Origin of the sequence: Streptomyces sp. NPDC050388, assembly GCF_040655635.1 — a bacterium.
GTDB lineage: Bacteria > Actinomycetota > Actinomycetes > Streptomycetales > Streptomycetaceae > Streptomyces.
In genome coordinates this window covers 54,288-81,213 of record NZ_JBFAKH010000007.1, presented here as the reverse complement: position 1 = coordinate 81,213, position 26,926 = coordinate 54,288, and the positions used below count along the sequence as shown (strand labels likewise).

The following is a 26,926-nucleotide window of genomic DNA, read 5'->3' as shown; positions in this document are numbered from 1 at the left end:
GGTCAGCGGGGGCGTTGGGAGCGCCAGGTGAGGAACAGGGCCGAGGTCACCGCCGCGGCCCGGACCACCCAGGGCCAGGTTTCGGAGACGGCGTCGTTCATGGTGCCGTCGGCGATGGGGGTGCCCCAGCGTTCCTCGGTCCGGCCCCAGAGCCAGACGATCCCGCCCGCGACCGCGAGGCCCGGCAGGACGACGACCGCCCACTTGATCTCGGCCTGGGTGAGGCGGCGGGAGGCGTAGGCGATGACCCAGCCGAGGAGCAGGGCGAACCAGTTGCCCAGGACGGCGCCCACGACCAGCAGGCCCGCGGCGACCAGGAGCAGGGGGTTGCTCCAGCGGCCGGACGGGAGGCGCAGGAACCGGCGCCCGGCGGAGCCGGTGCCGGTCTCGGCCTCGGTTCCGGCTTCGACCACGGCCGGCGCGGGCGTCTTCCCCTCCGGGCCCGTCGCCCCGTCCGGTTCCTTCGACGGCGGGGGCTTGAGCAGCTCGGGGATCTCCACGCCGCCGACGAAACCGGTGACCTCGTCGCCGACGCCGAAGGGGCTGTCGTCCACCCGCCACCAGTCGGGCTGGGTGGAGCCGTCCCCGAGTTCGTCCGTACCGGCCTGGTGCGGCGGGGACGGTACGCCGGTGGAGGAAGGCGCGGGGTGCGGGTTCCCGGCCGGACGGGGCCGGGGGACGGCGCGGCGCAGGACGTCCCTCGCGCGCCCGCCGCGGTCCCCGCTCCGCTGGGCGGGGACCGCGGCGGGCGGCGGTGCGGGTCTGTTCGCGGTGGGTCCCTCCGGCCGGAGATCCGTGCCACCGGCCCCGGCCGCCCCGGCCGCCCCGGCCGCCCCGGCCGTCCCGGAGGGGTCCGCGGCCGCCGCCACGACCTCGTCCGGGGTGCCCATGCGGGAGATGATGCGGCGCACGGCGGCCGGGGAGTCGACCGCGGACCTCGCCCGGCGCCGGTCGATCTCGTCACGCAGCCGGGCGACCAGACCCATCCGGGTCGCCGACGGCAGCTGCCGCTGCTGCGCCACGTCGCCGACGCGGCTCAGGTACTCGTAGACGACCTGGTCACTCTCGATACCCACGAAGTCCCCTCCGGGGCGGATGCGTTGGTACACGACGTCGGACGACGGTACCGCGAGTCCGGTCGGCCGGCCCAACTCCGCGCACCCCACCGGCGCACCCACCCGCTACCGTGAGGCGGATGAGCACCGAGGAGAAGCCCGCGGCGGCCCCCCGATCCCTCGCGGAGGCGCTCCGGGGACGGGACGACGCCGGGCTTGCCGCGCTCCTGCGCAGCAGGCCGGACCTCGTCACGCCCGTGCCCACCGACCTCACCCAACTCGCCACCCGGGCCGGGACCCGTGCCTCGGTCGTGCGGGCCCTGGAGCGGCTGGACCGGTTCGCGCTGCAGACCGCGCAGGCGCTGGCCGTGGCGGCCGATCCGGCGTCGTACGACGAGCTGCTCGGGCTGCTGGCGGGCGACGAGGGCGACCCCGCGGTGTCCGCCGCGCTGCCGCACGCCGTGCGGACGCTGCGCGAACAGGCGCTGGTGTGGGGCGGCGACGACCGGATGCGGCTGGTCCGTACGGCCCGTGAGCTGCTCTCCCCCTCCGCGCAGCACCCCTCGCCGACCGGTCTCGGCCCGAGCGTGCGGGAGGCGACGGCCGGGATGTCCCCGGGGCGGATCCAGGAGATCGTCACGGCGGCCGGACTGCCGTCCACCCATGACTCGGTCTCCGCGGTGACCGCCCTGACCGGGCTGTTCACGGACCGGACGCGGATGTCGGCGTTGCTCGCCGAGGTGCCGTCCGAGTCGATGGAGGTGCTGGAGCGACTGGTGTGGGGACCGCCCTACGGCCAGGTCACCGCCGATCCGGCGCCCCGGCTGCGCCTGCTGCTGGACCGGGGGCTGCTGCTGCCGACGGGGCCCGGGACGGTCGTCCTGCCGCGTGAGGTGGCGCTGCATCTGCGGGGCGGACGGGCGCACCGGGTGACCGAGCCGGTGGCGCCACCTGTTGAACCCGCGACCGCGACCGCGCACCGTCCACAGGTTGTGGACGCGGCGGCGGCCGGGCAGGCGTACACGGCGCTGGCGACCGTCGAGGAGCTGCTGAAGGACTGGGACGAGGGCGGCCCGGCGGTGCTGCGGTCCGGCGGGCTGAGCGTGCGGGACCTGAAGCGGACCGCCGTCGCCCTGGACGTGCCCGAGCCGGTCGCCGCGTTCTGGGTCGAACTGGCCTATGCGGCAGGGTTGTTGGCCTCCGACGGGGAGGCCGACGAGCGGTACGCGGCGACCCCGGCGTACGACACGTGGCTGGAGCGGCCCGCCGCCGAACGCTGGACGGTGCTGGCCACGGCGTGGCTGGCGGCGACCCGGACCCCGGGGCTGGTCGGCGGGCGGGACGCGAAGGACCACGCGGTGGCGGCGCTCGGCCCGGGGCTCGACCGGTCGGCGGCGCCCGAGGTGCGGCACCGGGTGCTGGCGCTGCTGGCGGGGCTGCCGGAGGGGGCGGCTCCGGTGGCCGAGTCGGTGTGGGCGCGGCTGCGGTGGGAACGCCCGCCGCGCGCCGGCGGGGGCGACGGCGAGGACCTGCGCTCCCGGCTCGCCCGGTGGACGCTCACCGAGGCGGAGATGCTGGGGATCACCGGCCGGGGGGCGCTGTCGGCCCACGGGCGGGCGCTGCTCGGCCTGCCCGCGCCGAAACCGGCCCCCACGGCGGAACCGGAGCCCCGGGGACCGGGCGCCCGGTTGCCGGTCCACCACCGGCCGGCCCCGCCGCCGGCCCCCCTCTCCCCCGCCGAGCCGAGGGACGTCGCCGCCGCCGCCCGGCTGCTGGCACCGCTGCTGCCCGAACCGCTGGACCACGTCCTGCTCCAGGCCGACCTGACGGCCGTCGCGCCGGGCCCGCTGCAACGGCCGCTCGCGGACATGCTGGACGTACTCGCGGACGTGGAGTCGAAGGGCGGGGCGACCGTCTACCGGTTCACGCCGGGCTCGGTACGCCGTGCCCTGGACGCCGGACAGACCGCCGCGGACCTGCACGCCTTCCTCGCGGCGCACTCCCGCACACCGGTTCCGCAGCCGCTGGCGTATCTGATCGACGACGTGGCCCGCAAGCACGGGCATCTGCGGGTGGGCGCGGCCTCCGCGTACGTGCGCTGCGACGACGAAGCGGTACTGAACGAGATCCTCGCCGACAAGCGGGCCGCGGGGCTGGGGCTGCGCCGTCTCGCGCCGACCGTACTGGCCGCGCGGGCCGATCCGGCCGGCCTGCTGGAGGGGCTGCGTCAGATGGGGTTCGCGCCGGCCGCCGAGTCCGCCGAGGGCGACGTCCTGATCACCCGCGCCCATGCCCGCCGCACCCCGCCGCGCACCCCGCCCGAGCCGGTTCCGGAGGGGCCACCGGTGCCCGACGACACCCTGCTCGCGGCGGCGGTCCGGGCCGTACGGGCGGGCGACCTCGCCTCCACCGCCCCCCGCAAGCCCCGGGGCGGGGCGGGGGCGGCGGCCGGAGCGGGGGGCGGGGGCGGCGAGCTGCCGCGCACCGGGTCCGCCGAGACCCTCGCCACCGTGCAGGCCGCCGTCCTCACCGGCGAGGCGCTGTGGATCGGCTACGTCAACGCCGAGGGCGCGGCCAGCCAGCGCGTCATCGCCCCGGTCCGCGTCGAGGGCGGCTTCGTCACGGCGTACGACCACACCGCCGACGAGGTCCGCACCTATCCGCTGCACCGGATCACGGGCGTCGCGGAACTGGCGGACGACGAAAGCTGAGCCCGATCTGCCGACGAACACCGGCGATCAGGCAAACTGGACGTTTGGCCGAGCTGTGCCCGTGCAGTGCCCGTGCCGAGCCCGTCGCAGAAAGGCAGCCGCGCGTGAATGGTCCGCTCATCGTCCAGTCCGACAAGACGCTTCTCCTGGAAGTCGACCACGAGCAGGCGGACGACTGCCGTCGCGCCATCGCGCCCTTCGCCGAACTGGAGCGGGCCCCGGAGCACATCCACACCTACCGGGTGACCCCGCTCGGCCTGTGGAACGCGCGGGCCGCCGGCCATGACGCCGAGCAGGTGGTGGACGCACTGGTGCAGTACAGCCGCTACCCGGTGCCGCACGCGCTGCTCGTCGACGTCGCCGAGACGATGGACCGCTACGGCCGGCTCAGCCTGCTCAAGCACCCGGCGCACGGTCTCGTCCTCACCAGCACCGACCGGCCCGTGCTGGAGGAGGTGCTGCGCTCCAAGCGGATCGCCCCGCTGGTCGGCGCCCGCATCGACCCGGACACCGTCGCCGTGCACCCCTCGGAGCGCGGGCAGATCAAGCAGACGCTGCTGAAGCTGGGCTGGCCCGCCGAGGACCTCGCCGGGTACGTGGACGGCGAGGCGCACCCCATCGAGCTGGTCGAGGACGGGTGGGCGCTGCGCCCGTACCAGAAGCAGGCCGTGGAGAACTTCTGGCACGGCGGCTCCGGCGTGGTCGTCCTCCCCTGCGGCGCGGGCAAGACGCTGGTCGGCGCCGGTTCGATGGCCCAGGCGAAGTCGACCACGCTGATCCTGGTCACCAACACCGTCTCGGCCCGGCAGTGGAAGCACGAGCTGGTGAAGCGGACCTCGCTGACCGAGGACGAGATCGGCGAGTACAGCGGGACGAAGAAGGAGATCCGCCCCGTCACCATCGCCACCTACCAGGTACTGACGACCCGTCGGAAGGGCGTCTACCCCCACCTGGAACTCTTCGACTCCCGGGACTGGGGCCTGATCCTCTACGACGAGGTGCACCTGCTGCCCGCCCCCGTCTTCAAGTTCACGGCCGACCTGCAGGCCCGGCGGCGGCTCGGCCTGACGGCGACCCTGGTGCGTGAGGACGGCCGCGAGTCGGACGTGTTCTCGCTGATCGGGCCGAAGCGGTTCGACGCGCCGTGGAAGGAGATCGAGGCGCAGGGCTACATCGCGCCCGCCGACTGCGTGGAGGTCCGGGTCAACCTCACCGACTCCGAACGGATCGCGTACGCGACGGCGGAGACCGAGGAGAAGTACCGCTTCTGCGCGACGACCGCCACCAAGCGGAAGGTGACGGAGGCGATCGTGCGCCGCTTCGCCGGTCAGCAGATCCTCGTCATCGGGCAGTACATCGACCAGCTGGACGAGCTGGGCGAACACCTGAACGCCCCCGTGATCAAGGGCGAGACGTCGAACGCGCAGCGGGAGAAGCTGTTCGAGGCGTTCCGGCAGGGCGAGATCGGCGTGCTGGTCGTGTCCAAGGTCGCGAACTTCTCGGTCGACCTGCCGGAGGCCACGGTCGCCGTCCAGGTGTCGGGCACCTTCGGGTCCCGGCAGGAGGAGGCCCAGCGGCTGGGCCGGGTCCTGCGGCCCAAGGCGGACGGCCACCAGGCCCACTTCTACTCCGTGGTCGCCCGCGACACCATCGACCAGGACTTCGCGGCCCACCGCCAGCGCTTCCTGGCGGAACAGGGCTACGCCTACCGCATCGTCGACGCGGACGAACTCCTCGCGGAGAGCTGAGCGTGCGCCTCCGGGGCGTCGTTCCCGGGACCGTCGCCCCTCGGGCCGTCGTCCCCCGGGGAGGTCGCGCACCGGCAGGATGATGAACAGCGGCGGCACCGGGGACCGGGGAGAGGAAGGCCGCCGCGGCACGCGGGGTCGACCAACGGGTTCTCCACGGCGGCGGCCAGGACCTGAGCCGGGCTCAGGAGGGGAGGACGCCGCCGAGGGACATCGCCCGGAGGGACCCCGTCCAGGGCGGTCGTCAGGTCCTGCGAGCAGTCGTCGGGGCCGCCCCTGTCGGTCGCCCCGGGGGCCTCGCTCCCACCGGCAGCGTCACCGGCCCCGGGACCGCCAGGAGCACGGCCGCGACGGTGGGCGCCGTCCGGGCCCAGCGGTCCCGGTCGGTCGGGCGGGGCACCGGGGGCCTCAGGGGCGAAGGGGTCGTGGCTCATGGGGCCGGTCAAGCCGCGTGGCCGGCGCCCGCGCATCGGCGTACGTACCCGGGCGGACGGGGGCGGTCACTCACTTCAACACCCGAACGGACGCGTGTCGGTTGCCCGGTCGGCGGACCGCCGATGGTATGACAGCGGGTCCGCTGCCGCGGGCCCGACTCCCGGTCGCTGCGAGGGAAGGGCCTGCCCATGCCACGGACCGCCACCGCCACACGGATACCCCTCACCCGAGCCGCCGGCGCGGCGGCCGGAGCACTGGTGCTGCTGCTCGGGGCGGTCGGCCCGGCGTCCGCGGGCGGACCGGGCGGCGGCGACGGCGTGGTGCTGCGGTGGCGGGACTGCCCGGACGTCACGCAGACCGGGTTCGAGTGCGCGACGGCGAACGTGCCCCTGGATCACACCCGTCCCGGGGACCGCACCATCGAGCTGGCGGTGATCAGGCACCGCGCCGCCGCGCCGGACCGGCGGGTCGGCACGCTGTTCTTCAACCCCGGCGGCCCGGGCAGCCCCGGCACCGTGGGACTGCCGCAGCTGTACGCCAGGTTCCCGGAGGAACTGCGGGACCGCTACGACATCGTCAGCTGGGATCCGCGCGGGGTCGGCGAGAGCACGGCCGTACGCTGCTTCGACACCGCTGAGGAGGCCGCCGCCTGGCAGACGAAGGTCCCGCCGTTCCCGGTGGGCGTGCGTGAACAGCAGGCGTTCGCCGCCGCGTACGCCGACCTCGCGATCCAGTGCGAGCAGCGCGATCCGCAACTGCTGCGCCACGTCTCGACCGCCGACACCGCCCGCGACCTGGACCTGCTGCGCGCCGCGGTGGGCGAGCAGCAACTGCGGTACTGGGGCGTCTCGTACGGCACCCTGCTCGGCGCGACCTACGCGAACCTGTTCCCCGAGCGGGTCGGGCGGCTCGTCCTGGACGGGAACGTGGATCCGCTCGCCTGGCTGGGCGGGGGCGGCACGACGGGCGAGGCCGAAGAGGTGAACACGTTCCTGCGGCTCGGCTCCCACCTCGGTTCGGCCGACACGCTGGCACAGTTCCTCGACCACTGCGGGCGCGCGCCCGTGACCGCTTGCGTCTTCTCGGCGGGCACCCCGGCGGCCACCCGCGACAAGTACGACACCCTGATGCGGCGCCTCGCCGAACGGCCTGCCGGTGACTGGACGTACGCGAGGGCCGTGAGCGAGGTGCGCGGCGGGCTCTACACCGTGCACCCCGGCTGGACCGGCGTCGCGGACCTGTTGGAGGCGCTGTGGTCCGGCCGGCCCCTCCTGGCACCGGGCGTCCCGTCGGGCGGCCCGGCGCGCTACCCGGGCTTCGAGCAGCCGCTCGCGGTGCTGTGCGCGGAGAGCCCCAACCCGCGGTCACCGCTGCGCTACCCCGAACTGGAGCGGCGGGCGGTGGCGGAGTCCGGGGAGCTGGCCCGCTGGTGGGTGTGGGCCAACGAGCCGTGCGCCACGTGGCCGGCCCGGGCGGCCGACCCGTACACCGGCCCGTGGGACCGGGCGACCGCCCACCCGGTGCTGGTGGTGAACACGACCCACGACCCCTCCACCCCGTACCGGGCGGCCCAGGACATGGTCGAGGAACTGGGCGACGCGCGGCTGCTGACCCTGGACGGGTACGGGCACACCGCGCTGGCCAACCCGAGTGCGTGCGTGGGACGGCACGTGGTGCGGTACTTCCTCACCGGCGCGCTGCCGCCGAAGGGCGCGCGGTGCACGCAGGACCTCCCGCCGTTCGCCCCGCCGGCCGAGGCGCCGTCGGCTTCGGAACCGGTGCGGGCGCAGCCCGGGACGCCTGCCGGAGGCCTGCCGCGGGCCGCGACCCCGGGCGGGCCACTGCCGTCGCCGTACGGCGCCTGGCCCCTGGAGGTCGTCGAGGGCCTGCTTCCGCCGCGTGCGTGATCAGCGGCGGCGGCGGACGCCGGCCTCCTCCTCGTACTCGCCGAGGACGGTGACCGAGAAGAAGGCCCCGGCGAAGACCCTGACGGCGCGCAGGGCGTCGCCGACACGGTGCGGGGAGTGGTGGACGGAGCCGGTGACAGTGGCACCGCGGCGCGGAGGGCCCTGGTCACCGGCCCGGTTGCCCGGGAGGAAGGTCGCTGCGCTCATGTGTCCAGAGTGCGCCGGATCGCCCGTCCGGGGCATCAGTCCTCGGGTCCACCTTCGGGTCCCACCAGGTACCCCTTGAGGCAGCCGCTCTCCCCTGCGAGGAGGACCCGGGACCCCGAGGATCCCTGAGGGGCACGGGCGGGAGGGAAACCGTTCGCCCCCGGGACCTGCGGCCGACTAGAATCTCCCGCTCGCCCCGGCCGCGCTGTCTGCGTTGCCTGCGTTGTCTGCATTGTCAGCGTTGTCCGGGGTTCTCCCGCCTCCCTCGCCGGAGCGCCACCGCCCGGACGGAAACCGGCCGGTCAGCCATGCCGTGATCACGCGGCATCACCGTCAGCACCAGCCGGAGGCAGCCCCGTGCCCGCGCACGTCCCCGAACCCGAACCCGCCCCCACACCCACGCCCGCGCCCGCCGACGCCGGCCCACTGGACCGCGAGCGTGCGCACCTCGCCGCGTCCCGTACCGCCCTGCGGGCCATGCGCGCGGACGTCGAGGCCCTCGACCTCCGCGACGTCACCGCGAACTGGGTCAACGCGCAGATCCTGGAACGCCAGATGGCGGAGCGCGTCAAGGCACTGGCCGACCTCAGCGACACCCCGCTGTTCTTCGGCCGGCTCGACCACCTGCACGCCCCGGGCGCCGAGGGGGCGGAAGGGGCCGAGGGCGAGGTCTTCTACGTCGGTCGCCGCCATGTGCACGACGCCGACGGCGACCCGATGGTGATCGACTGGCGGGCGCCGGTCTCGCAGCCGTTCTACCGGGCGTCCAAGAAGGACCCGATGGACATCGCGCTGCGCCGCCGTTTCGGCTACACCGGTGGCGACCTCACGGCGTACGAGGACGAGCACCTGTCCGACCCGACCGAGGGGGCCGTCACCAGCAAGCTGCTCCAGCAGGAGATCGAGCGCCCACGCGTCGGCCCGATGCGGGACATCGTCGCCACCATCCAGCCCGAGCAGGACGAGATCGTACGGTCCGGCCTGTCGGGCAGCGTCTGCGTGCAGGGCGGCCCCGGCACCGGGAAGACCGCCGTCGGCCTGCACCGGGTGGCGTACCTCCTGTACGCCCACCGCGAGCGGCTGGCCCGCACGGGCACGCTGGTCGTCGGGCCGAACCGGTCCTTCCTGCAGTACATCGAACAGGTGCTGCCCGCGCTGGGCGAACTGGCGGTCGGGCAGGCGACGGTGGACGACCTGGTGGCCCACGTCGAGGTGCGCGGGACGGACGACGCGCGGGCCGCGCTCGTCAAGGGCGACGCGAGGATGGCCGAGGTCCTGCGCCGGGCCCTCTACGCGCACGTGACGATGCCCACCGAACCGGTCGTCGTCGTACGCGGCTCACGCCACTGGCGGGTACCGGCGTACGAACTGGAGGAGATCGTCCGCCAGTTGCTCGACCGCGACATCCGCTACGGCGCCGCCCGCGAGGCCCTGCCGCAGCGCGTCGCACACGCCGTGCTGGTGCGGATGGAGCGTGCCGGGGAGGCGCCGGACGACAGGGTGCAGGACACGGTGGCCCGCACCAGCGCGGTGAAGGCGGCGGTGAAGACGGTCTGGCCGGCCGTCGACCCGGCGAAACTCGTCCTGCGCCTGCTGGCGGACCCGGACTTCCTGGCCGAGCACGCGGCCGGGCTGCTGGACGAGGACGAGCAGAAGGCGGTCCTGTGGACGAAGCCGGCGCGGTCGGTGCGGTCCGCGAAGTGGTCGGCGGCCGACGCGGTCCTGATCGACGAGGCCACCGACCTGATCCGGCGCACCCCCTCCCTCGGGCACGTGGTGCTCGACGAGGCGCAGGACCTCTCCCCCATGCAGTACCGGGCGGTGGGCCGGCGCTGCACCACCGGCTCGGCGACCGTCCTCGGCGACCTGGCGCAGGGCACCACGCCGTGGGCGACCCGGAGTTGGCAGGAGGCGTTGGCCCACCTGGGCAAACGGGAAGCGGTGGTCGAGGAGTTGACCGCGGGTTTCCGCGTCCCGACGGACGTGATCGCGTACGCCTCCCGGCTGCTCCCGCACATCGCGCCGGGGCTGACGCCGGTGGCGTCGATCCGTGACAACCCGGGCTTCTTCGAGGTCCGCCCGATCACCGGCAGCGGCGAAGTGGTCTCGGCCTGCCGTGAGTTGCTGGGCCACGAGGGCTCGATCGGCCTGATCGCCGCGGACGCCCGCGTCCCGGAACTGGCCCGGGAACTCAATGCGGCGGGCCTCGGGCACGTCGCGCCCGGCGAGGAGACGACGCACGACACCCGGCTCACCCTGGTCCCGGCGTCACTGGCGAAGGGCCTGGAGTACGACTACGTGGTCCTGGACGAGCCCCGCGCCGTCGTCGACGCCGAGCCCGACGAACGCACCGGCCTGCGCCGCCTGTACGTCGCCCTGACCCGAGCGGTCTCGGGCCTGATCGTGACCCACGCGGCCCCGCTGCCGGAGCAGTTGCTGAACTGATCCGGTGCGTGGCGCCGGTGTCAGTCCCCGTCCACCGCCCGGCGCCACTCGGCCACGGCCGCCGCCGAGACGGGTCCGTTCCACCCGTTCGGCCGGGCCGCGCCACCGATGTGGAAGGCACGGATCCCGGCGCCGAGCAGCGTGGGCACCTGCTCCAGCCGCAGCCCGCCGCCCACGAGCAGCTGCTGCTCGTACCCGGGTTCGCCCTGCCCCCCTCGCCGGGCCTCGGCGAGCAGCGTCGGCAGCCCGTCGGCCACACCGCCGGGCGCGCCGGCCGTGAGGTAGGCGTCGAGGCCCGGCAGTCCGTCGAGCTGCTTGCGCAGGGCGTCGCGGTCGGCGGCGCGGTCGATGGCGCGGTGGAAGGTCCAGCGGCAGCCGTCCAGCGCGTCGACCACCCGCTCCACCGCGCCCAGATCCACACCGCCGTCCGCGTCCAGGAACCCGAGGACGAACTCCTGTGCCCCCGCGTCCCGCATCTCCCGCGCCGTGTCCACCAGCCGGCCGAGGTCGCCCGCGGCGAACCCGTCCGCCAGCCGCAGCATCACCCGCGGCGGGATGTCGACGGCCGCGCGCACGGCGGCGACGGTGCGGGCGGCCGGGGTGAGCCCGTCGGCGGCCATGTCGGTGACCAGCTCGAGCCGGTCCGCGCCCCCGGCCTGCGCGGCGACGGCGTCCTCGACGTCGAGGGCGATCACCTCCAGGACTGCACGCTTGCTCATGGGACCCCATTCCTCGGCATCGATCGGCGGCGACTAGAGGTCTAGTCCAATCCACCCTACGCCCGCCGACCGAGGATCCGCGCCCCTGGAGCCCTCGCCGCGCCTCACTCGCCGAAGATGTTCAGCTCCGCCGCCTGTGCCCCGGCCAGCTCGTACGCGGCGCCGTCCACCGGCCGCCCCGCGTAGAGCCGTACGAGCGTCGGCCCGTCCCCGATGTACCGCGCCGGGGGCCGCCGGCCCGAGGTGTCGCCCAGCCGCAGGGGCTCGTCCACGTCGTCGAGGTCGGCATGCAGCGGAAGGTGCCCCTTCCGACCGGTCACGTAGGCCAACAGGGAGAACGCGGACGGCAGCCCCGCACCCGCGTACGCGCCGGGCTCCCCGAACGCCTCACGCACGTCCCCCGCGTGCACCCACTCGCCCAGCGCGAGGACGTCCAGCGCCCCGTCCGCCTTCGCGATCACCGGCCCGGCCTCGGTCATCCCGCGCTCGAGCTCGTCGACGACCTGGGCGTTGGTCCACGCGCCCCGCTCGGCGATGTCCCGGTCGTTGGACGCGGGCGAGAACACCCCCTCCTCGAACCGGCGCTCCACCACCCGCGTCAGCGCGGCCGAGCAGTGCGCCAGCACGTCCCGCACCGTCCACCCCGGACACGCCGCCACCGGCAACGCGAAGTCCGCCTCGGGCCTCCTCCGCAACAACGGGATCAGCGCGTCCCGCTCGACGGTCAGCAGCCGCCCGGGCAGCTCCGGGTCTCGTACGTTCTGCACATCCGCAGGAGTCGTCATGCCCCCCACGCTAGTGGCGGCTCCGCCCCCGGGAGGGGAATCGTTCCGGGGCGGGCGCGGGAGTCACTCCGTGGACGGGGCCGGGGCCGGGGCCGGGAGCGCGGCGAGTTCGCCCAGGGTCCGGGCCGCCGGCGCCGGATCGACCAGCCACTTCAGGTGACTGCCCGCGAGCGTGCGGACGTCGTACGGGTTGTCCGGCGTCAGCTCGTCGCCCTCGCGGATCAGCCGGTCCTGCAGGGCGAGCGGCATGCTCGCGTCGTCGGCCAGGCGGACGAAGGTCTTCGGGACACGCCCCCAGGTCGCCGCCTGCGCCCGGTCGGCGGAGGTGCCGACGTCCAGGTTCTCGTCGGGCTGGAAGGTGTTCAGGAAGGTCAGGAACTCCTCGTCGGTGCCGTCGGCGAGGAAGGCCGCCTTGAGCGCCGCGAGGGCGGCCGGGTCCGCGGTGCGGAAGTTGACGCGGAGCAGGCCGAGTTCGGCGGGGTTCCCGGCCATCGCCAGGCCCAGGGAGGCGGCGTCGACCGTGGCCATCTCCGGCTCGGCGTAGTAGTCGCCGACGTCGAGCGCGACCGGGCACCAGGCCGCGACGTAGACGATGCGGTCGATCAGGTCGGGCCGCGCGTTGGCCGCGGCCGTGGCCGTGACGCCGCCGCGGCTGTGGGCGACGAGGATCACCGGGCCGTTCCGCTTGGCCCGCTCCAGGACCCCGATCAGGTGCGCGGCGTTGTCGGCGAGCGTGACGCCCTTGATCGCACCGGGCGCGGTGGCGAGCCCTTCGGGATCCTGCGGCGCCTGGTAGGCGCGGGTGTAGGTCGCCGCGAAGCCGTGGCCGGGCAGGTCGACGGCGACCGAACGGTGCCCGAGCAGGCCGAGTTCGGCCTGGAGCGGCGCGAAGGAGAAGGAGTTCGCGAAGGCTCCGTGGACCAGTACGAACGTCGGTTGCACCTGGCGGCTCACTTTCTGCTTCCTCGCGGCACCCGCGATCTTTTCCGGAAAGCACTCGGGCCGCTCCCGAAGGAACGGCCCCAGGACCTGGTGCAGCCATATGCACCGTGTTCTGTTTGCTACCGCCGATGCTGCCAAGACCGACGGAAGTGGGCCAAGCCGACGTCACGCCATGTTGACGTCGCTTTTCGGTCAGTGAGCGTGGCTCGCGTGCGCGACGAAGGCGGACCACGTGGCGGGGTTCACCGTGAAGGTGCCCCGGCCGGTGTCCTTGGAGTCTCGGACGTGGACGGAGGCGGGGAGGGCAGCGACCTCGACGCACTCGCCGCCCGCGCCACCGCTGTAGCTGGACTTGAACCAGTGGAGCGCCTGTGCCTGGGACTGCTCGGTGTTCATAGGTCTCCTTGCAGCAACTTCTCGATGTGACGCACGGATTCGTCAGGGGACAACGCCTGCGCCCGCAGGATTCCATACCGCACGGCGAACCCACGTACGCTTTCCCGCTTGGTGATCACGCGCCCGTTGGCCTGGCTCTCCACATACGCCACTTGCTCACCGCCCTCCGGGGTCATCATCGTGAACGGCCCGTCCGCCCCCGCGTGATCGGTGACCCGGGTCGGCATGACCTGAATCTCGACATGGGGGTTCTCGGCGACGAGCAGCACGTGCTCCAACTGACCACGCAGCACGTCCACCCCGCCGAACGGCCGCTCCAGCACGGACTCCTCGATGACGAAGCTGAGCGTCGGCGCGGGCTTCCGCTCATAGATCTTGTGGCGTGCCATCCGCGCCGCCACCATCTGCTCGATCTCGTCCTCGCGCCGCCGAGGCCTCCACACGGTGAACATGGTCCGCGCGTACTCCTCCGTCTGGAGCAGACCGGGCACGGCCAGCACCGCATACGCGTGGAACTCGACGGCCTCCTCCTCGATCCGCGCCGCGTCACGGAAGAACGCCGGGTACCGCGTGAGCGCCACGGCCCGCTTCATGGCGAGCAGCAACCCACCGCCCTCCAGCAGGCTGTCGAGGTTGTCGATGGTCTCCGGCCGTGGAATCCGGCGCCCCTGCTCGATCGCGGCGATCTGCGCCTCGCTGTATCCGAGCCGTGGGGCGAGCGCGGCCTGAGTGAGCCCGGCCCGCTCGCGGAGGATCTTGACCTGCCTGCCGAAGGAACGCAGCAACTCGTCGGCGGGATCCTCATTCCGCGCTGCCTGCTCCGCGACCTGCACCATGGGCTGCCCCTCTCCCTCACCGACAGGCACTCTCGGCATCCCTACAACAACGCTGTGTAAGGGATTCGCTGCTGGTCACGGTATGCATGCAACGGCACGCTCACTCACATGACGACAGAAACTCCCCCCATCGAGCGCACCGGCCAATCCTCCGCACACGCCGAAGGGTTCTCCATGTGCTTCACCTCCACCCCGCGAGGCGCCCGTCTGGCCCGTCGGCTCGCTTCCCACCGCCTGGACGCCTGGGGCTTCCCGTACGAGTCCGAGGTGAACGAAACCGTGACGCTCGTCGTGGCCGAGCTCAGCGCCAACGCGGTGACCCACGGCCGCGTCTCCGGCCGCGACTTCCGTCTGAGCCTGACACTGGCCGTCGCACGTGATCTCGTTCGCGTCGAGGTCACCGACACTCGAGACGACGGCTTCCTCCCGGCCCGGCCCTGCGCTCCCCAGGATCCTGAGGCGGTGGAGGGCCGCGGTCTCTGGCTGGTGTCCTGCCTGACGAGCCGACTGTCCGTCGAGGCACGCGACGAGGGAGGGCCGGGCAAGACGGTACGAGCCGAGCTGGAGCTCTGCGGCGAAGTTCCCGCGATCCGCCAGGTCGGGAAGAATGGCCACATGGCCGACACCGACGTCCTGCGCCCCCGTTTCGCCCGTGCTCTGGAGGGGGCCCGGGGTTCCGGGGGCGGACCCGAGCCTGTGCCGTATGCCGACAACCTGCTCGCCCGCTGGCAGGAGCCTCAGCGGCACTACCACACGCTCGCCCACCTCACCGCCGTGCTCGATCACGTCGACGAGCTGGAGGCGTACGCGGGCGACCCGGACGTCGTGCGGCTCGCGGCCTGGTTCCACGACGCCGTGTACCTGCCCGACCGCTCCGAGAACGAGGAGCGGTCCGCGCGGCTCGCCGAGCGGGCGCTGGCCGAGGCCGGGGTTCCGGAGGCGAAGGTCGCCGAGGTGGCGCGGCTGGTGCGGCTCACCGTCACGCACGACCCGGCCGAGGACGACCGGGACGGTCAGGTGCTGTGCGACGCCGACCTGGCGATCCTCGCCTCGCCCCCGTCGGCGTACGCCGTCTACACCGCCGCCGTCCGCGCGGAGTACCACTTCGTGCCGGGTGACGCCTTCCGTGAGGGCCGGGCCGCCGTCCTGCGCCGACTCCTCGCCCTGCCCCGCCTGTTCCGCACCCCTCACGGGCAGGAGCACTGGGAGGCCACCGCCCGGTACAACATCGGCGGCGAGTTGGAACTGCTGACGCAATGAGACCGGCCGGAGTGGCGTCATGGACCAGCTCTCTGCTGGAGGGATCACATTCCGTGAGTGAACAGCCCGTCCATCCGGAAGCGCCTGTCGAACCGCCGCCCATGCGGACCCTCGGCGAAGTCCGGGCCGCCCTTGCCGCCGGGCTCGGTTTCCCGGGCGACCTGGCCCGCCTCGAAGCCGAACTGGCGGCCACCCTCGACCGTGTCGACTTCACGGACCTGCGTGAGGTGTCCGAGCTGATCGCGACGTATCGCGGGCATGTCCTGACACGCTGCGACCCCGACTTCGAGGCCTCCCTTGCCGAGGGCATCGAGCTGGCCCGTGCGTTGAAGCTGGAGAGTCCCCGTTGACCGAGCCGGCGGCCGTCGTGGAAGTCACGTACACCGCACGCAAGCGCCTCGGCCTCTTGGGCCCCGCCGCCGAGGCGGTCGTCGAGGCGTTACGTACGGAGCTGGAGCGGACGCAGCAGCTGGGCTGTCGCGTCCGTGTACTCGACCGGGGCGCGGAGGTCTGGGTGACGCGTGTCGAAGCCCGTGCGAACTGCCCCGCCCTGTCCGTCACCTATGCCCACCTTCCCCACCCGGCTCCCCCGACCTGTGCCATCGTGTCGGTCGTACCGGACGACTCGGGGAACGAGGGGGACGAGGATGACAAGGGCTGACGAGCCGGCGGGCGAGAGCACGATCCGCATACCCACCGACCGCCTCACCCTGGCGAGCATCACTCCCGCGGTCGCGTCCGACCTGTCGTCGAGCGGTGACGGCGGCTACCGGTGGGTCGGTTCCGCTCCCGCCGACGGGACCCGGGTCGGGGCCGGGTTGATGGTCGAGCAGTACGAGGAGGGGACCTTCCACCCGGAGTGGACCATGTACGTGCTGGTCCGGCGGGCGGACGACCTCGCGGTGGGCGCCATGGGATTCCACCGCGCTCCGGACGGGGACGGCCGCGTGGAGATCGGCTACGACCTCGTCGAGGGCGCCCGCGGCCACGGCTACGCCACCGAGGCGCTGCGCGCGCTGTCGGCGTGGGCGCTCGCGCAGGACGGCGTACGGACCGTCACCGCCGTCATCGACCGCGCCAACGTGCCCTCGCAGAACGTCGTCACCCGCGCCGGATTCACCCGGGTCGCCGAGAACGCGGGTGAGGACGCGGGTGAGGACGCGGGCGAGTACGTCTACGAGATCCGCCGCTGAACCGCGCCGTCGCGCACCGCGCTCTTGCGCACCCGCAGCCCCGCCCCGTACAGCAGCCGCACCACCTCGCGGCTGCTGACCTCCACCGCCCCGGCGAGCACGACGTCCGGGTACCGGTGCTGGGGGATGTCGTAGTGGTCGCGTTCGAAGGCGCGGCGGGGGACGCCGAGGGCGGCGGCGAAGGCGTGCAGTTCGTCGTAGGAGACGTCGCTGACCAGGTGGGACCAGAGTCGGCCGTGTCCCGGCCAGGTGGGCGGGTCGATGTACAGGGTCACGTCGAAGCCGCCTCGCCCAGCGAGCCGACCGCCGCGACCTTCACGCCCGCCAGGTGGCACACCCAGTGCGGATCGGGGCCGAGTTCCGGCTCCACCTCCAGCGCGTGCGGGTCGCCGGAGCCGCACACCGGGCACAGCGGCCAGCGGCCGTACCGCTCCAGCAGGGCGTCCTGCACGTCCTGGGCGACCAGACCGGCGACGAACCCGGCGCCCTCCGGCCACTGCTCGACCCACCAGCGCCGGTGCGCGACGGACTCCTCGACGAGCGAGACGACGTCCGCCTCGGCGACCTCGTGCGCGACCAGGTCCGCGAGCACGAGCGCGCGGGCCGCGTGCAACGCCTGCTCCAGGGGGCTGACAGGGCCGACGGGGGTGTCGTCGGGATCGCCGGGATCGTCATGGGGGGCCATGCCCCCATTGTGCGCACCCTTGACCGCACCACCGAAACGAAAATATCTTTCAAGGGTGACCCAGGACGTGAAGGAAATTTTCGCACCGCCCGCCCCCGCCGCCCTCGCGGCCAAGGTGCGCACGCTGGCTCCCTCGATGACCCGTTCCATGCAACGGGTCGCCGAGGCCGTCGCGGGCGACCCGGCAGGCTGCGCGGCCCTCACGGTCACCGGCCTCGCCGAGCTCACCGGCACCAGCGAGGCCACCGTCGTCCGCACCGCCCGCCTGCTCGGCTACCCCGGCTACCGCGACCTGCGGCTCGCCCTCGCCGGGCTCGCCGCCCAGCAGCAGTCCGGCCGCGCGCCCTCCATCACGACCGACATCGCGGTGGACGACCCCATCGCCGACGTCGTCGCCAAGCTCGCCTACGACGAACAGCAGACCCTCGCCGACACCGCGGCCGGACTGGACACCGTCCAGCTCGGCGCGGCCGTCGCGGCACTGGCCGGCGCCCGCCGGACGGACGTGTACGGCATCGGCGCCTCCGGCCTGGTCGCCCAGGACCTCACCCAGAAGCTGCTGCGCATAGGCCTGATAGCCCACGCCCCCGGCGACCCGCACCTCGCCGTCACCAACGCGGTGCAGCTGCGCGCCGGTGACGTGGCCGTCGCCATCACGCACTCCGGGTCGACGGGGGACGTCATCGAACCGCTGCGGGTGGCCTTCGAGCGCGGGGCGACGACGATCGCGGTGACCGGCCGCCCGAACGGTCCCGTCACCCAGTACGCCGACCACGTACTGACCACGTCCACGGCCCGCGAGAGCGAGCTGCGCCCGGCCGCGATGTCGTCCCGGACCAGTCAACTCCTGGTGGTGGACTGCCTGTTCGTCGGCATCGCCCAGCGCACCTACGAGTCGGCGGCCCCGGCCCTGTCCGCGTCGTACGAGGCCCTGGCCCACCGGCACCGGAGCGGTCCGCGGTAGCGGACGGGGGCTCGGGGGACACTGCGGGGCCGAGCACGCCCCGCCGCGGTTCCGGCACCGGCCGGAGACACCGGACACAGCCACCGCACACAGACCACCGGACACAGACCACCGGAGAGAACCGTTCCATGACCCACACGTCCGAACCCCGTGGTCTCCGCGCCGAGTTGGAGACCCTGACCACCGAGGCGTTCCGTCCGGAGCTGGCGGACGTCGACCGGCTTCCCACCCTCGACATCGCCCGGCTGATGAACGGCGAGGACGCCACCGTGGCCGGTGCCGTGGCCGAGCAGCTGCCGCGGATCGCCGCCGCGATCGACGCCGTCGCCGACCGGATGGCCCGGGGCGGCCGACTGGTCTACGCGGGCGCGGGCACCGCCGGCCGGCTCGGCATCCTGGACGCCTCCGAGTGCCCGCCGACCTTCAACACCGACCCCGCCAGGGTCGTCGGCCTGATCGCGGGCGGCCCCGGCGCCGTGGTGACCTCGGTCGAGGGCGCCGAGGACTCGGCGGAGCTGGCCGCGTCCGACCTGGCCGCACTGGGGCTGACCCCCGACGACTCGGTGGTCGGGGTCTCCGCCTCCGGGCGCACCCCGTACGCCGTCGGCGCCGTCACCCACGCCCGCGCGCGGGGTGCGCTGACCGTGGGCCTCGCCTGCAACCCGGGCAGCCCGCTCGCCGCGGCGGCCGAGCACGGCGTCGAGGTGGTCGTCGGCCCGGAACTCCTCACCGGCTCCACCCGCCTCAAGGCCGGCACCGCCCAGAAACTCGTCCTCAACATGATCTCGACGATCACGATGATCCGGCTGGGCAAGACGTACGGGAACCTGATGGTCGACGTCCGCGCCTCCAACGAGAAGCTGCGCGCCCGCTCCCGCCGCATCGTCGCCCTCGCCACCGGCGCGGCGGACGCCGAGATCGAACGCGCCCTGGCCGCCACGGACGGCGAGGTCAAGCACGCCATCCTGGTCCTGCTCGCCGACGTGGACGGCCCGACGGCCGCCCGCCTGCTGACCGAGGCCGACGGCCACCTGCGCGCGGCGCTGGCGAAGGCGGGCGGTCAGGGATCCGCGGGGGCCGGACCGGCGGCGGAGGGCTGATCGGTTCGACGGCCCAGGAGCAGGGTGAGGCCGCACAGGCCGCCGACCAGCCAGCTCACCACCGCCCATCCGCCCTGGCCGAGGCCCAGCGTCACGAGGAACGCGACGAACGACGCCGTGAGAACGACGACGGCAGCACGCCGCAACCCGGTGCCGGCGTCCCACTCACGGCGCAGCATGCCGGAACGCCGCCACATCGTCCACAGACCGACACCGGCGACCAGCGCCTGACACACGACGAACCAGGCGGGCACCGGGGGCAGCCCGTCCAGCCCCGCCTCACCACGCCACAGTTCCAGGAGCCCTGCACCCAGGACGAACGGACCGATCAGGCCGAACACCCCCGCCACGGCGCGCACGAAGCCGACGCCCATGACCGACGAGCCGGCGCCGCCGAACGGCGTGGCCGCGCGGGACATCGCGTGGAAGCGGCGGGCCGCCCCCCGGAAATCCGTCGCGACGATCCAGCCGAAGGCGGTCGCGAACACGCCCCAGGCCACCAAGAACATCGCGCCACTCCTCTCGCCGGACATCCGTCCCGGCCAGTGCCGACATCGGATGTGTTCGGGCATGGTAAGCGGGCGCCACAGGCGTTCGACATGCCGGATCCCGGCAATGTCCCAGCTCATCGGATGCCGGAACGCGTACGCGGCGGACGGCTGGATCCACACCGCCCCGCGGTTCGTCCAGGCCGCGAACCGCCCGGAGCGACCGCTCCGCGAGACGGCGACCATCCCCGGTGAACACTGGGATACTGGCCCCACCCCCACACGGAGACGAAGCACATGAACCACGCGCAGCTCACCGCCCTGGGTCGCGCCCTGCGCGTCCTCGGCGAGCACGGCGAGGCGCTGGCCGCCGACACGCCGGACGCCAAGCTGCACGAGGTGCGGGCCGACCTGAAACGCGCGCTGGACCGGCTGGAGGAGAGCGTCGAGACGGCCGCGCCCAGCACCCGCTGCCCCGAGCACCCGACCGGGCCGGTCGACGAGAGCGCCCCCGACCTGTGCCTGCTGTGCGAGACCCGGCGCCGGACCGCCCGCCGCGCCGAGTTCAACGGACCGGCGCCCCACCACCCGCCCACCGAACCCGTCCCGTCCCGGTACGGGATGCACGGCGACCGCCCCCAGCCGCAGCAGCGCTGGCTGCCGGAGCTGTGGAACGGCCAGGCGTGGCAGCTGTGCGGCACCCCGCGCCGGGACCGGCGTGAGGCCGAGCTGTACATCGCGGCGCAGCGGCGCGGGCCCCGGCCCGCCATGGCGTACCGGGTGGTGCACGAGTTCACCGACTACGAGGTGCTGCGCGTGTGGGGGGTGCCGGTCCGGGCCGGCATCGAGCCGTTGGGCGGCCCGTAGCCGACGGGGCCCGCGGCTCAGCTCAGTGTCTGCAGCGACGCCGCGTCGTACGGCTCGAGCTCGTCGAAGCGCCCGCCGAGGACCTTCGCCGCCCAGTCCGGGTCCTGGAGCACCGCACGTCCCACGGCGACGAGGTCGAACTCGTCGCGCTCCAGCCGGTCGAGCAGGTTGTCGAGGCTGCCCAGTTCGGCGCCCTTCCCCCGGAACGCGTCCTGGAAGTCCCCGTTCAGGCCGACCGAACCGACCGTGATGGCGGGCCTGCCGGTCAGCTTCTTCGTCCAGCCGGCCAGGTTCAGCTCCGAGCCCTCGAACTCGGGGAGCCAGTAGCGGCGGGTGGAGGCGTGGAAGGCGTCGACACCGGCCGCCGCGAGCGGGGTGAGGATCGCCTCGAGCTCCTCGGGGGTCTCGGCGAGGCGGGAGTCGTAGGCGTCCTGCTTCCACTGGGAGTACCGGAAGAGGACCGGGAACCCGGGCGAGACCCGCTCGCGGACCGCAGCGACGATCTCCGTCGCGAACCTCGCCCGCGCCACCGGGTCGCCGCCGTAGGCGTCGGTACGGCGGTTGGTGCCCGCCCACAGGAACTGGTCGATCAGGTAGCCGTGGGCGCCGTGCAGCTCCACGCCGTCGAAGCCGATGCGCTCGGCGTCCGCCGCGGCCTGCGCGAACGCCTCGACCACCGCGTCGATGTCGGCCTGCGTCATGGCCTTGCCGGTGCCCTCGGTGCCGTCGGTGCGCACGCCGGACGGGCCGACCGCCGGGGCCTGCGGATACGGCGCCTGCCCCTGCTTGCGGACCATCCCGATGTGCCACAGCTGCGGCACGATCGTGCCGCCCGCCGCGTGCACCGCCTCGGCGACCTTCGTCCAGCCGGCCAGCTGCTCCTCGCCGTGGAACCGCGGCACCCGGTCGCTCAGCCCGGCCGACTCGTGCCCCACGTAGGTGCCCTCGGTGACGATCAGTCCGACACCGGCGGCGGCCCGCCGGGCGTAGTACGACACCACGTCCTCACCGGGCACACCGCCCGGCGAGAACATCCGGGTCATCGGCGCCATCGCGATGCGGTTCGGCACGGTGAGGCCGTTGATGGAGACCGGGCGGGACAGGATCTCCGCGGCCCGGGCGGCGGTGGTGGAGGCGGTGACGGTCATGTGGGGGCTCCTCATGGGATGTACCAGTCGGTATGTGCGCGTGCATCGATCGCACTCCCCCCCCCAACCCCCAAACCCCGAAGGGCATTCCACCCACCGGCACACCCGCCTGTGACCCCGACCACACCCGCGCCGAAGCCCTGCGCCGGACCGGTCCCGCGCACGAGGAACACGGGAACACGGGAACCCGGAAACGCCCGAGGGCGGCACCCCCTGTCGGAAACAGGGGGTGCCGCCCTCGGCACTGACGGACCGGGTCCGAACCTGAGGTGAGTCAGGCTCAGAAGTCCATGTCACCGCCCGGCATGCCGCCCGGAGCGGCCGCGGCGGCCTTCTCCGGCTTGTCGGCGATGACGGCCTCGGTGGTGAGGAACAGCGCGGCGATCGACGCGGCGTTCTGCAGCGCGGAGCGCGTCACCTTGGCCGGGTCGATGATGCCTTCCTTGACCAGGTCGACGTAGTCGCCGGTCGCGGCGTTCAGGCCGTGACCCGGGGTCAGGTTGCGCACCTTCTCCACCACGACGCCGCCCTCAAGGCCGGCGTTGACGGCGATCTGCTTCAGCGGGGCCTCGAGCGCGAGCTTCACGGCGTTGGCGCCGGTCGCCTCGTCACCCTCGAGCTCCAGCTTCTCGAACACCTGGGAGGCCTGGAGCAGGGCCACGCCACCACCGGCGACGATGCCCTCCTCGACGGCCGCCTTCGCGTTGCGAACGGCGTCCTCGATGCGGTGCTTGCGCTCCTTGAGCTCGACCTCGGTGGCGGCACCGGCCTTGATGACCGCGACACCGCCGGCGAGCTTCGCCAGGCGCTCCTGCAGCTTCTCGCGGTCGTAGTCCGAGTCGCTGTTCTCGATCTCGGCGCGGATCTGGTTCACGCGGCCCTGGACCTGCTCCGAGGAGCCGGCACCGTCGACGATGGTGGTCTCGTCCTTGGTGATGACGACCTTGCGGGCCTTGCCGAGCAGGTCGAGGCTGGTGTTCTCCAGCTTGAGGCCGACCTCCTCGGAGATGACCTCGCCGCCCGTGAGGATGGCGATGTCGTTGAGCATCGCCTTGCGGCGGTCGCCGAAGCCCGGGGCCTTGACGGCGACGGACTTGAAGGTGCCGCGGATCTTGTTGACGACCAGGGTCGACAGGGCCTCGCCCTCGACGTCCTCGGCGATGATCAGCAGCGGCTTGCCCGACTGCATGACCTTCTCCAGGAGCGGCAGCAGGTCCTTGACGTTGCCGATCTTGGAGTTGGCGATCAGGATGTACGGGTCGTCGAGCGACGCCTCCATACGCTCCATGTCGGTGGCGAAGTACGCCGAGATGTAGCCCTTGTCGAAGCGCATACCCTCGGTGAGCTCCAGCTCCAGACCGAAGGTCTGGGACTCCTCGACGGTGATGACGCCTTCCTTGCCGACCTTGTCCATGGCCTCGGCGATGAGCTCGCCGATCTGGGTGTCGGCGGCGGAGATGGAGGCCGTGGAGGCGATCTGCTCCTTGGTCTCGACGTCCTTCGCCTGCTCCAGCAGGGCACCGGAGACGGCCTCGACGGCCTTCTCGATACCGCGCTTGAGGGCCATCGGGTTGGCGCCGGCGGCTACGTTGCGCAGGCCCTCCTTGACCAGGGCCTGGGCGAGGACGGTCGCGGTGGTCGTACCGTCACCGGCGACGTCGTCCGTCTTCTTGGCGACTTCCTTGACCAGCTCGGCGCCGATCTTCTCGTACGGGTCCTCGAGCTCGATCTCCTTGGCGATGGACACACCGTCGTTGGTGATCGTGGGGGCGCCCCACTTCTTCTCGAGGACGACGTTGCGGCCCTTGGGGCCGAGCGTCACCTTGACGGCGTCCGCGAGCTGGTTCATGCCGCGCTCGAGGCCGCGCCGCGCCTCCTCGTCGAACGCGATGATCTTGGCCATGTGAAGTGGTCCCTCCAGGACTGGGGGTGATTACTTCGGACCGCGCCCGCGCCCGCGACGGACGGCTCACAGAACCGGTGGTTCCTTGCCCCACCGGCCTGCGGGCCTCACCGACCCGGTCCTTACGTTGTCACTCTCACCTTCAGAGTGCTAACGCCAATGATTAGCACTCGACCCATGCGAGTGCAAGCGCCCCCCGGGGGATCGCCGGACGAGTCAGCCGCGCGCGAACACCCCCGGGCACCGGTCGCCACCCGGGCCCCGGCACGACGAAGGGTCCGCACCCCGGGGGTGCGGACCCTTCGCCAGCAGGAAATTCTTGCGGTTGGTAGCGCGTTCAGGCGGTGACGCGAACCATGTCGGCCTGCGGGCCCTTCTGGCCCTGCGAGATCTCGAACTCGACCCGCTGACCCTCTTCAAGGGTGCGGTAGCCGTCCATCTGGATCGCGCTGTAGTGGACGAAAACATCCGCACCACCGTCGACCGCGATGAAGCCGTACCCCTTCTCCGCGTTGAACCACTTGACGGTGCCCTGAGCCATGCCTAACTCCCCTATTACTGGCCCTTGCACAGATCCACACTTCGCGGATCCGGGTCAGACCTCACCCCCCGACGATCGGGGGCGTGCGCCGGAACGCGTCGACCGCGGCCGAATGTATCCGTCCAACTGCCCTCTGCAACAGGTCAATCGGACGAGAAATCTGGACGGCACCGGTCCGGAATATGACGGGAATTCACCTGATTTCAGGGCAAGTCAGGCCGGGCAAAGCGCGCAAATGCCGCAGAAGTGGCCCAGACTTTGGCTGTATCCAGTCGGGTGCGCGGCAGGAATTGACGGTTCCAGAACGGGGAGTCGGGACCGTGTTCCCCAACCCTACCGTGCTCAACCCCATGGAATTGCCCCCTCCGCTTCTCTCACGGAGGGGGCAGCCTGGTAAACACTCGGTAAGATTATTTACCGAGGGTAATGATCAACCGCCGGCGACGGCCGGGATGATCGACACACCGGCACCGTCCGGGGTCACCGTCTCCAGACCCTGCTCGAAGCGGACGTCGTCGTCGTTGACGTAGACGTTGACGAAACGGCGCAGCTTGCCCTGGTCGTCCAGGACCCGGGCGGAGATCCCGGTGTGGTTCTTCTCCAGGTCGGCGATGACGTCGCCGAGGGTCGCCCCCTCGGCGTTCACCTCGGCCCTGCCGCCGGTGTAGGTGCGCAGGATGGTCGGGATGCGAACGGTCACGCTCATGCGACTTGACCTCCAGTGACGGTGGGAATACTTTGCGTGTCGGCCACCGGGCCGACGGTGTCGGCCCGCGGAGCCGGTGGAAGACCTCGACTCGGGGACGTCCCGGGGACGACCGGCCGTGAAGCAGGACGCCCGGCGGGTGACCGCCGGCCTCCTCGGGACCGGCGAGGGGGTCAGGCGAGACCGGCCTCTCGGAACGACTCGAGGTTGGGACGGATGGTCGCGGTCAGGCCGGTGTCGGCCACCGCGTCCAGCGTCTTGAGACCGTCGCCGGTGTTGAGCACGACGGTGGTCAGGGACGGGTCCAGGACGCCGTTCTCGATCAGCTTCTTCGTGACGCCGACGGTCACACCGCCCGCGGTCTCGGCGAAGATGCCCTCGGTCCGGGCGAGCAGCCGGATGGCCTCCACGACCTGCTCGTCCGTCACGTCCTCCACCGCGCCGCCGGTGCGGCGCGCGATGTCCAGGACGTACGGGCCGTCGGCCGGGTTGCCGATGGCGAGCGACTTGGCGATGGTCTTCGGCTTCTGCGGCCGGACGACGTCGTGGCCCGCCTTGTACGCGGTCGACACCGGCGAGCAGCCCTCGGCCTGCGCGCCGAAGATCCTGTACGGCTTGTCCTCGACGAGGCCGAGCCGGATCAGCTCCTGCAGCCCCTTGTCGATCTTCGTGAGCTGTGAGCCGGAGGCTATGGGGACGACGATCTGGTCGGGCAGCCGCCAGCCGAGCTGCTCGCAGATCTCGTACGCGAGGGTCTTGGAGCCCTCGGCGTAGTACGGCCGCAGGTTGACGTTGACGAAGCCCCAGCCCTCGCCGGCCGGGTCGCCGATCAGCTCGGAGCAGAAGCGGTTCACGTCGTCGTAGTTGCCCTCGATGCCGACGAGTTCACCGCCGTAGACGGCGGCCATGACGACCTTGCCCTGCTCCAGGTCGTGCGGGATGAACACGCAGGAGCGCAGGCCGGCGCGGGCGGCGGCGGCGCCGACGGCACCGGCGAGGTTGCCCGTGGAGGAGCAGGACAGGGTGGTGAAGCCGAAGGCGCGGGCGGCCTCCAGGGCCTGGGCCACGACCCGGTCCTTGAAGGAGTGGGTCGGGTTGCCGGAGTCGTCCTTCACGAACAGGCCGCCGGTGACGCCGAGTTCGCGGGCCAGGTTGTCGGCCTGGACGAGCTGGGTCCAGCCGGGGTTGATGTTCGGCCTGGTCGCCACGTCGGCGGGGACGGGCAGCAGGGGCGCGTAGCGCCAGATGTTCGCGGGGCCCGCCTCGATGCGCCGGCGGAGTTCCTCGGTGTCGTAGGCCGAGAAGTCGTAGGCGATCTCCAGCGGGCCGAAACACTCCTCGCACGCGAAGACGGGGCCGAGGGGGACGCGGTGGCCGCACTCGCGGCAGGACAGCGCGGTGGCGGGACCGAGATCGACGGAGGGCTCGGCGGATCCGGCGGCGGATACGGTGGTGCTTGCGACAGTCTGCACAGCCATGTGAGGCGAGGCCCTTTCTCCTCATCTTCCTCACGACGTGTTTCGCCGTGAGACGGATTTGGCACCTTCCCTAGCCGGGAGCCTCGCGTGGACGATCGGCGATCAGCGTTCGGTGTTCCGCTGTGATCGTCGATCGACGGTGATCCACGAGAACCGGCTGGAGGGTTGCCGGGGCTTCATCGGGCCGTGTCCCTCTGCCCCTCTGGATGAGCTGTATTCGATTGTGTGTCATGCGGTGGTGCGATCGTGCGCCGCGGACGCGAGGAGGGTCGTGACCCCCGGTGTGCAAGGGGCGTCCGCGTTGTTCAAGACTGTAACCGACGGCCAGGACGACGGAGAGGGCGCGTCCGAACCGCGAGATGGATCAACAGGTGCCAGGTGTATGGATCACAGAGGTGAGGAGCCGC

26 protein-coding genes, 1 pseudogene and 1 riboswitch are annotated in these 26,926 nt (G+C 72.7%); of the genes and pseudogenes, 12 read left to right on the top strand and 15 right to left on the bottom strand.

Annotated features, from left to right (window positions below; all coding sequences use genetic code 11):
- Positions 1-2: 2 nt before the first annotated feature.
- Positions 3-1,076: a hypothetical protein gene (locus AB0I73_RS05905; protein ID WP_363034169.1), complete on the bottom strand. Its 1,074-nt coding sequence runs from the start codon at positions 1,074-1,076 to the stop codon at positions 3-5.
- A gap of 119 nt (positions 1,077-1,195) precedes the next feature.
- On the opposite strand from AB0I73_RS05905, the gene AB0I73_RS05900 reads away from it, so the two are divergent.
- The 3 genes from AB0I73_RS05900 (at position 1,196) to AB0I73_RS05890 (ending at position 7,856) form a co-directional block, all read left to right on the top strand.
- Positions 1,196-3,766: a helicase C-terminal domain-containing protein gene (locus tag AB0I73_RS05900; protein WP_363034167.1), complete on the top strand. Its 2,571-nt coding sequence runs from the start codon at positions 1,196-1,198 to the stop codon at positions 3,764-3,766.
- A 104-nt stretch (positions 3,767-3,870) separates the two neighbouring features.
- Entirely contained in the window at positions 3,871-5,514 is a 1,644-nt protein-coding gene (locus tag AB0I73_RS05895) for a DNA repair helicase XPB (RefSeq protein ID WP_109379316.1), read from the top strand.
- Between the two features lie 623 nt (positions 5,515-6,137).
- Positions 6,138-7,856 (top strand): alpha/beta hydrolase, encoded by a 1,719-nt coding sequence (locus AB0I73_RS05890; RefSeq protein ID WP_363034165.1) that lies wholly within the window; start codon positions 6,138-6,140, stop codon positions 7,854-7,856.
- Here AB0I73_RS05890 and AB0I73_RS05885 read toward each other — a convergent pair whose 3' ends face one another.
- A complete protein-coding gene (locus AB0I73_RS05885) occupies positions 7,857-8,063 on the bottom strand; it encodes a hypothetical protein (protein ID WP_363034163.1) in 207 nt (68 codons plus the stop codon).
- Between the two features lie 426 nt (positions 8,064-8,489).
- On the opposite strand from AB0I73_RS05885, the gene AB0I73_RS05880 reads away from it, so the two are divergent.
- Entirely contained in the window at positions 8,490-10,508 is a 2,019-nt protein-coding gene (locus AB0I73_RS05880) for an ATP-binding domain-containing protein (protein WP_363034292.1), read from the top strand.
- Between the two features lie 20 nt (positions 10,509-10,528).
- Here the strand turns inward: AB0I73_RS05880 and AB0I73_RS05875 are convergent, their stop codons facing one another.
- The 5 genes from AB0I73_RS05875 to AB0I73_RS05855 form a co-directional block, all read right to left on the bottom strand.
- A complete protein-coding gene (locus tag AB0I73_RS05875) occupies positions 10,529-11,227 on the bottom strand; it encodes a copper homeostasis protein CutC (protein WP_363034161.1) in 699 nt (232 codons plus the stop codon).
- Positions 11,228-11,331: 104 nt separating this feature from the next.
- Positions 11,332-12,012, bottom strand: coding sequence for a maleylpyruvate isomerase family mycothiol-dependent enzyme (locus AB0I73_RS05870; protein WP_363034159.1), 681 nt, complete (start codon positions 12,010-12,012; stop codon positions 11,332-11,334).
- Between the two features lie 63 nt (positions 12,013-12,075).
- Positions 12,076-12,966: an alpha/beta hydrolase gene (locus AB0I73_RS05865; protein WP_363034157.1), complete on the bottom strand. Its 891-nt coding sequence runs from the start codon at positions 12,964-12,966 to the stop codon at positions 12,076-12,078.
- 180 nt (positions 12,967-13,146) lie between these two features.
- A complete protein-coding gene (locus AB0I73_RS05860; protein WP_363034155.1) occupies positions 13,147-13,350 on the bottom strand; it encodes a DUF397 domain-containing protein in 204 nt (67 codons plus the stop codon).
- Positions 13,347-14,186, bottom strand: a complete 840-nt coding sequence (locus tag AB0I73_RS05855) for a helix-turn-helix transcriptional regulator (protein WP_363034154.1) — start codon at positions 14,184-14,186, stop codon at positions 13,347-13,349. The genes AB0I73_RS05860 and AB0I73_RS05855 overlap by 4 nt, the downstream gene beginning before the upstream one ends.
- Positions 14,187-14,294: 108 nt before the next feature.
- Here AB0I73_RS05855 and AB0I73_RS05850 point away from each other — a divergent pair.
- The 5 genes and pseudogenes from AB0I73_RS05850 to AB0I73_RS05830 form a co-directional block, all read left to right on the top strand.
- Positions 14,295-14,729: pseudogene (locus tag AB0I73_RS05850) on the top strand (ATP-binding protein); the annotation flags it as partial.
- Between the two features lie 72 nt (positions 14,730-14,801).
- Positions 14,802-15,446 (top strand): hypothetical protein, encoded by a 645-nt coding sequence (locus tag AB0I73_RS05845; protein ID WP_363034290.1) that lies wholly within the window; start codon positions 14,802-14,804, stop codon positions 15,444-15,446.
- 53 nt (positions 15,447-15,499) lie between these two features.
- Positions 15,500-15,796: a hypothetical protein gene (locus AB0I73_RS05840; RefSeq protein ID WP_363034152.1), complete on the top strand. Its 297-nt coding sequence runs from the start codon at positions 15,500-15,502 to the stop codon at positions 15,794-15,796.
- A complete protein-coding gene (locus AB0I73_RS05835; RefSeq protein WP_363034150.1) occupies positions 15,793-16,107 on the top strand; it encodes a hypothetical protein in 315 nt (104 codons plus the stop codon). The genes AB0I73_RS05840 and AB0I73_RS05835 overlap by 4 nt, the downstream gene beginning before the upstream one ends.
- Positions 16,094-16,639, top strand: coding sequence for a GNAT family N-acetyltransferase (locus AB0I73_RS05830; RefSeq protein ID WP_363034148.1), 546 nt, complete (start codon positions 16,094-16,096; stop codon positions 16,637-16,639). Before AB0I73_RS05835 ends, AB0I73_RS05830 begins: the two co-directional genes overlap by 14 nt.
- On the opposite strand, the gene AB0I73_RS05825 is transcribed toward AB0I73_RS05830, so the two are convergent.
- Both AB0I73_RS05825 and AB0I73_RS05820 read right to left on the bottom strand, forming a co-directional pair.
- Positions 16,621-16,914, bottom strand: coding sequence for a DUF4031 domain-containing protein (locus AB0I73_RS05825; RefSeq protein WP_363034146.1), 294 nt, complete (start codon positions 16,912-16,914; stop codon positions 16,621-16,623). The two genes, AB0I73_RS05830 and AB0I73_RS05825, sit on opposite strands and share 19 nt — an antisense overlap.
- Positions 16,911-17,324 (bottom strand): hypothetical protein, encoded by a 414-nt coding sequence (locus tag AB0I73_RS05820; protein WP_363034144.1) that lies wholly within the window; start codon positions 17,322-17,324, stop codon positions 16,911-16,913. Before AB0I73_RS05820 ends, AB0I73_RS05825 begins: the two co-directional genes overlap by 4 nt.
- 55 nt (positions 17,325-17,379) lie before the next feature.
- On the opposite strand from AB0I73_RS05820, the gene AB0I73_RS05815 reads away from it, so the two are divergent.
- Both AB0I73_RS05815 and murQ read left to right on the top strand, forming a co-directional pair.
- Positions 17,380-18,288, top strand: a complete 909-nt coding sequence (locus AB0I73_RS05815) for a MurR/RpiR family transcriptional regulator (protein ID WP_109379306.1) — start codon at positions 17,380-17,382, stop codon at positions 18,286-18,288.
- Positions 18,289-18,416: 128 nt separating this feature from the next.
- Positions 18,417-19,388 carry an N-acetylmuramic acid 6-phosphate etherase gene (murQ, locus tag AB0I73_RS05810; RefSeq protein ID WP_363034141.1) on the top strand — a complete coding sequence of 324 codons (972 nt, stop codon included), beginning with the start codon at positions 18,417-18,419 and terminating at the stop codon, positions 19,386-19,388.
- On the opposite strand, the gene AB0I73_RS05805 is transcribed toward murQ, so the two are convergent.
- Entirely contained in the window at positions 19,349-19,897 is a 549-nt protein-coding gene (locus AB0I73_RS05805) for a hypothetical protein (RefSeq protein ID WP_363034139.1), read from the bottom strand. The two genes, murQ and AB0I73_RS05805, sit on opposite strands and share 40 nt — an antisense overlap.
- Positions 19,898-20,173: 276 nt before the next feature.
- Between AB0I73_RS05805 and AB0I73_RS05800 the strand changes: the two genes are divergently transcribed.
- The gene (locus tag AB0I73_RS05800) at positions 20,174-20,743 is read left to right on the top strand and encodes a hypothetical protein (protein WP_363034137.1); all 570 of its coding nucleotides are present in this window, start codon (positions 20,174-20,176) and stop codon (positions 20,741-20,743) included.
- Positions 20,744-20,760: 17 nt separating this feature from the next.
- Here AB0I73_RS05800 and AB0I73_RS05795 read toward each other — a convergent pair whose 3' ends face one another.
- The 5 genes from AB0I73_RS05795 to thrC all read right to left on the bottom strand — a co-directional run bounded on the left by AB0I73_RS05795 (position 20,761) and on the right by thrC (position 26,519).
- Positions 20,761-21,891 (bottom strand): NADH:flavin oxidoreductase, encoded by a 1,131-nt coding sequence (locus tag AB0I73_RS05795; protein ID WP_363034135.1) that lies wholly within the window; start codon positions 21,889-21,891, stop codon positions 20,761-20,763.
- 280 nt (positions 21,892-22,171) lie between these two features.
- Entirely contained in the window at positions 22,172-23,794 is a 1,623-nt protein-coding gene (gene groL / locus AB0I73_RS05790) for a chaperonin GroEL (RefSeq protein WP_109379302.1), read from the bottom strand.
- A 337-nt stretch (positions 23,795-24,131) separates the two neighbouring features.
- Complete coding sequence (locus AB0I73_RS05785; RefSeq protein ID WP_004986573.1) at positions 24,132-24,335, bottom strand: cold-shock protein; 204 nt, start codon at positions 24,333-24,335, stop codon at positions 24,132-24,134.
- Positions 24,336-24,765: 430 nt separating this feature from the next.
- Positions 24,766-25,041 carry a ubiquitin-like small modifier protein 1 gene (locus AB0I73_RS05780; RefSeq protein WP_363034132.1) on the bottom strand — a complete coding sequence of 92 codons (276 nt, stop codon included), beginning with the start codon at positions 25,039-25,041 and terminating at the stop codon, positions 24,766-24,768.
- Positions 25,042-25,214: 173 nt separating this feature from the next.
- Complete coding sequence (gene thrC / locus AB0I73_RS05775; RefSeq protein ID WP_363034130.1) at positions 25,215-26,519, bottom strand: threonine synthase; 1,305 nt, start codon at positions 26,517-26,519, stop codon at positions 25,215-25,217.
- Between the two features lie 18 nt (positions 26,520-26,537).
- A riboswitch (SAM riboswitch) is annotated at positions 26,538-26,732 on the bottom strand.
- Between the last annotated feature and the right edge of the window lie 194 nt (positions 26,733-26,926).

Bases quoted from the DNA above. Each gene is read 5' to 3' on its own strand.
- AB0I73_RS05900 (WP_363034167.1), top strand. From the start codon at position 1,196: ATGAGCACCGAGGAGAAGCCCGCGGCGGCCCCCCGATCCCTCGCGGAG.
- AB0I73_RS05890 (WP_363034165.1), top strand. From the start codon at position 6,138: ATGCCACGGACCGCCACCGCCACACGGATACCCCTCACCCGAGCCGCC.
- AB0I73_RS05885 (WP_363034163.1), bottom strand. From the start codon at position 8,063: ATGAGCGCAGCGACCTTCCTCCCGGGCAACCGGGCCGGTGACCAGGGC.
- AB0I73_RS05875 (WP_363034161.1), bottom strand. From the start codon at position 11,227: ATGAGCAAGCGTGCAGTCCTGGAGGTGATCGCCCTCGACGTCGAGGAC.
- AB0I73_RS05870 (WP_363034159.1), bottom strand. From the start codon at position 12,012: ATGACGACTCCTGCGGATGTGCAGAACGTACGAGACCCGGAGCTGCCC.
- AB0I73_RS05860 (WP_363034155.1), bottom strand. From the start codon at position 13,350: ATGAACACCGAGCAGTCCCAGGCACAGGCGCTCCACTGGTTCAAGTCC.
- AB0I73_RS05855 (WP_363034154.1), bottom strand. From the start codon at position 14,186: ATGGTGCAGGTCGCGGAGCAGGCAGCGCGGAATGAGGATCCCGCCGAC.
- AB0I73_RS05845 (WP_363034290.1), top strand. From the start codon at position 14,802: ATGGCCGACACCGACGTCCTGCGCCCCCGTTTCGCCCGTGCTCTGGAG.
- AB0I73_RS05830 (WP_363034148.1), top strand. From the start codon at position 16,094: ATGACAAGGGCTGACGAGCCGGCGGGCGAGAGCACGATCCGCATACCC.
- AB0I73_RS05820 (WP_363034144.1), bottom strand. From the start codon at position 17,324: ATGGCCCCCCATGACGATCCCGGCGATCCCGACGACACCCCCGTCGGC.
- murQ (WP_363034141.1), top strand. From the start codon at position 18,417: ATGACCCACACGTCCGAACCCCGTGGTCTCCGCGCCGAGTTGGAGACC.
- AB0I73_RS05805 (WP_363034139.1), bottom strand. From the start codon at position 19,897: ATGTTCTTGGTGGCCTGGGGCGTGTTCGCGACCGCCTTCGGCTGGATC.
- AB0I73_RS05800 (WP_363034137.1), top strand. From the start codon at position 20,174: ATGAACCACGCGCAGCTCACCGCCCTGGGTCGCGCCCTGCGCGTCCTC.
- AB0I73_RS05795 (WP_363034135.1), bottom strand. From the start codon at position 21,891: ATGACCGTCACCGCCTCCACCACCGCCGCCCGGGCCGCGGAGATCCTG.
- groL (WP_109379302.1), bottom strand. From the start codon at position 23,794: ATGGCCAAGATCATCGCGTTCGACGAGGAGGCGCGGCGCGGCCTCGAG.
- AB0I73_RS05785 (WP_004986573.1), bottom strand. From the start codon at position 24,335: ATGGCTCAGGGCACCGTCAAGTGGTTCAACGCGGAGAAGGGGTACGGC.
- AB0I73_RS05780 (WP_363034132.1), bottom strand. From the start codon at position 25,041: ATGAGCGTGACCGTTCGCATCCCGACCATCCTGCGCACCTACACCGGC.
- thrC (WP_363034130.1), bottom strand. From the start codon at position 26,519: ATGGCTGTGCAGACTGTCGCAAGCACCACCGTATCCGCCGCCGGATCC.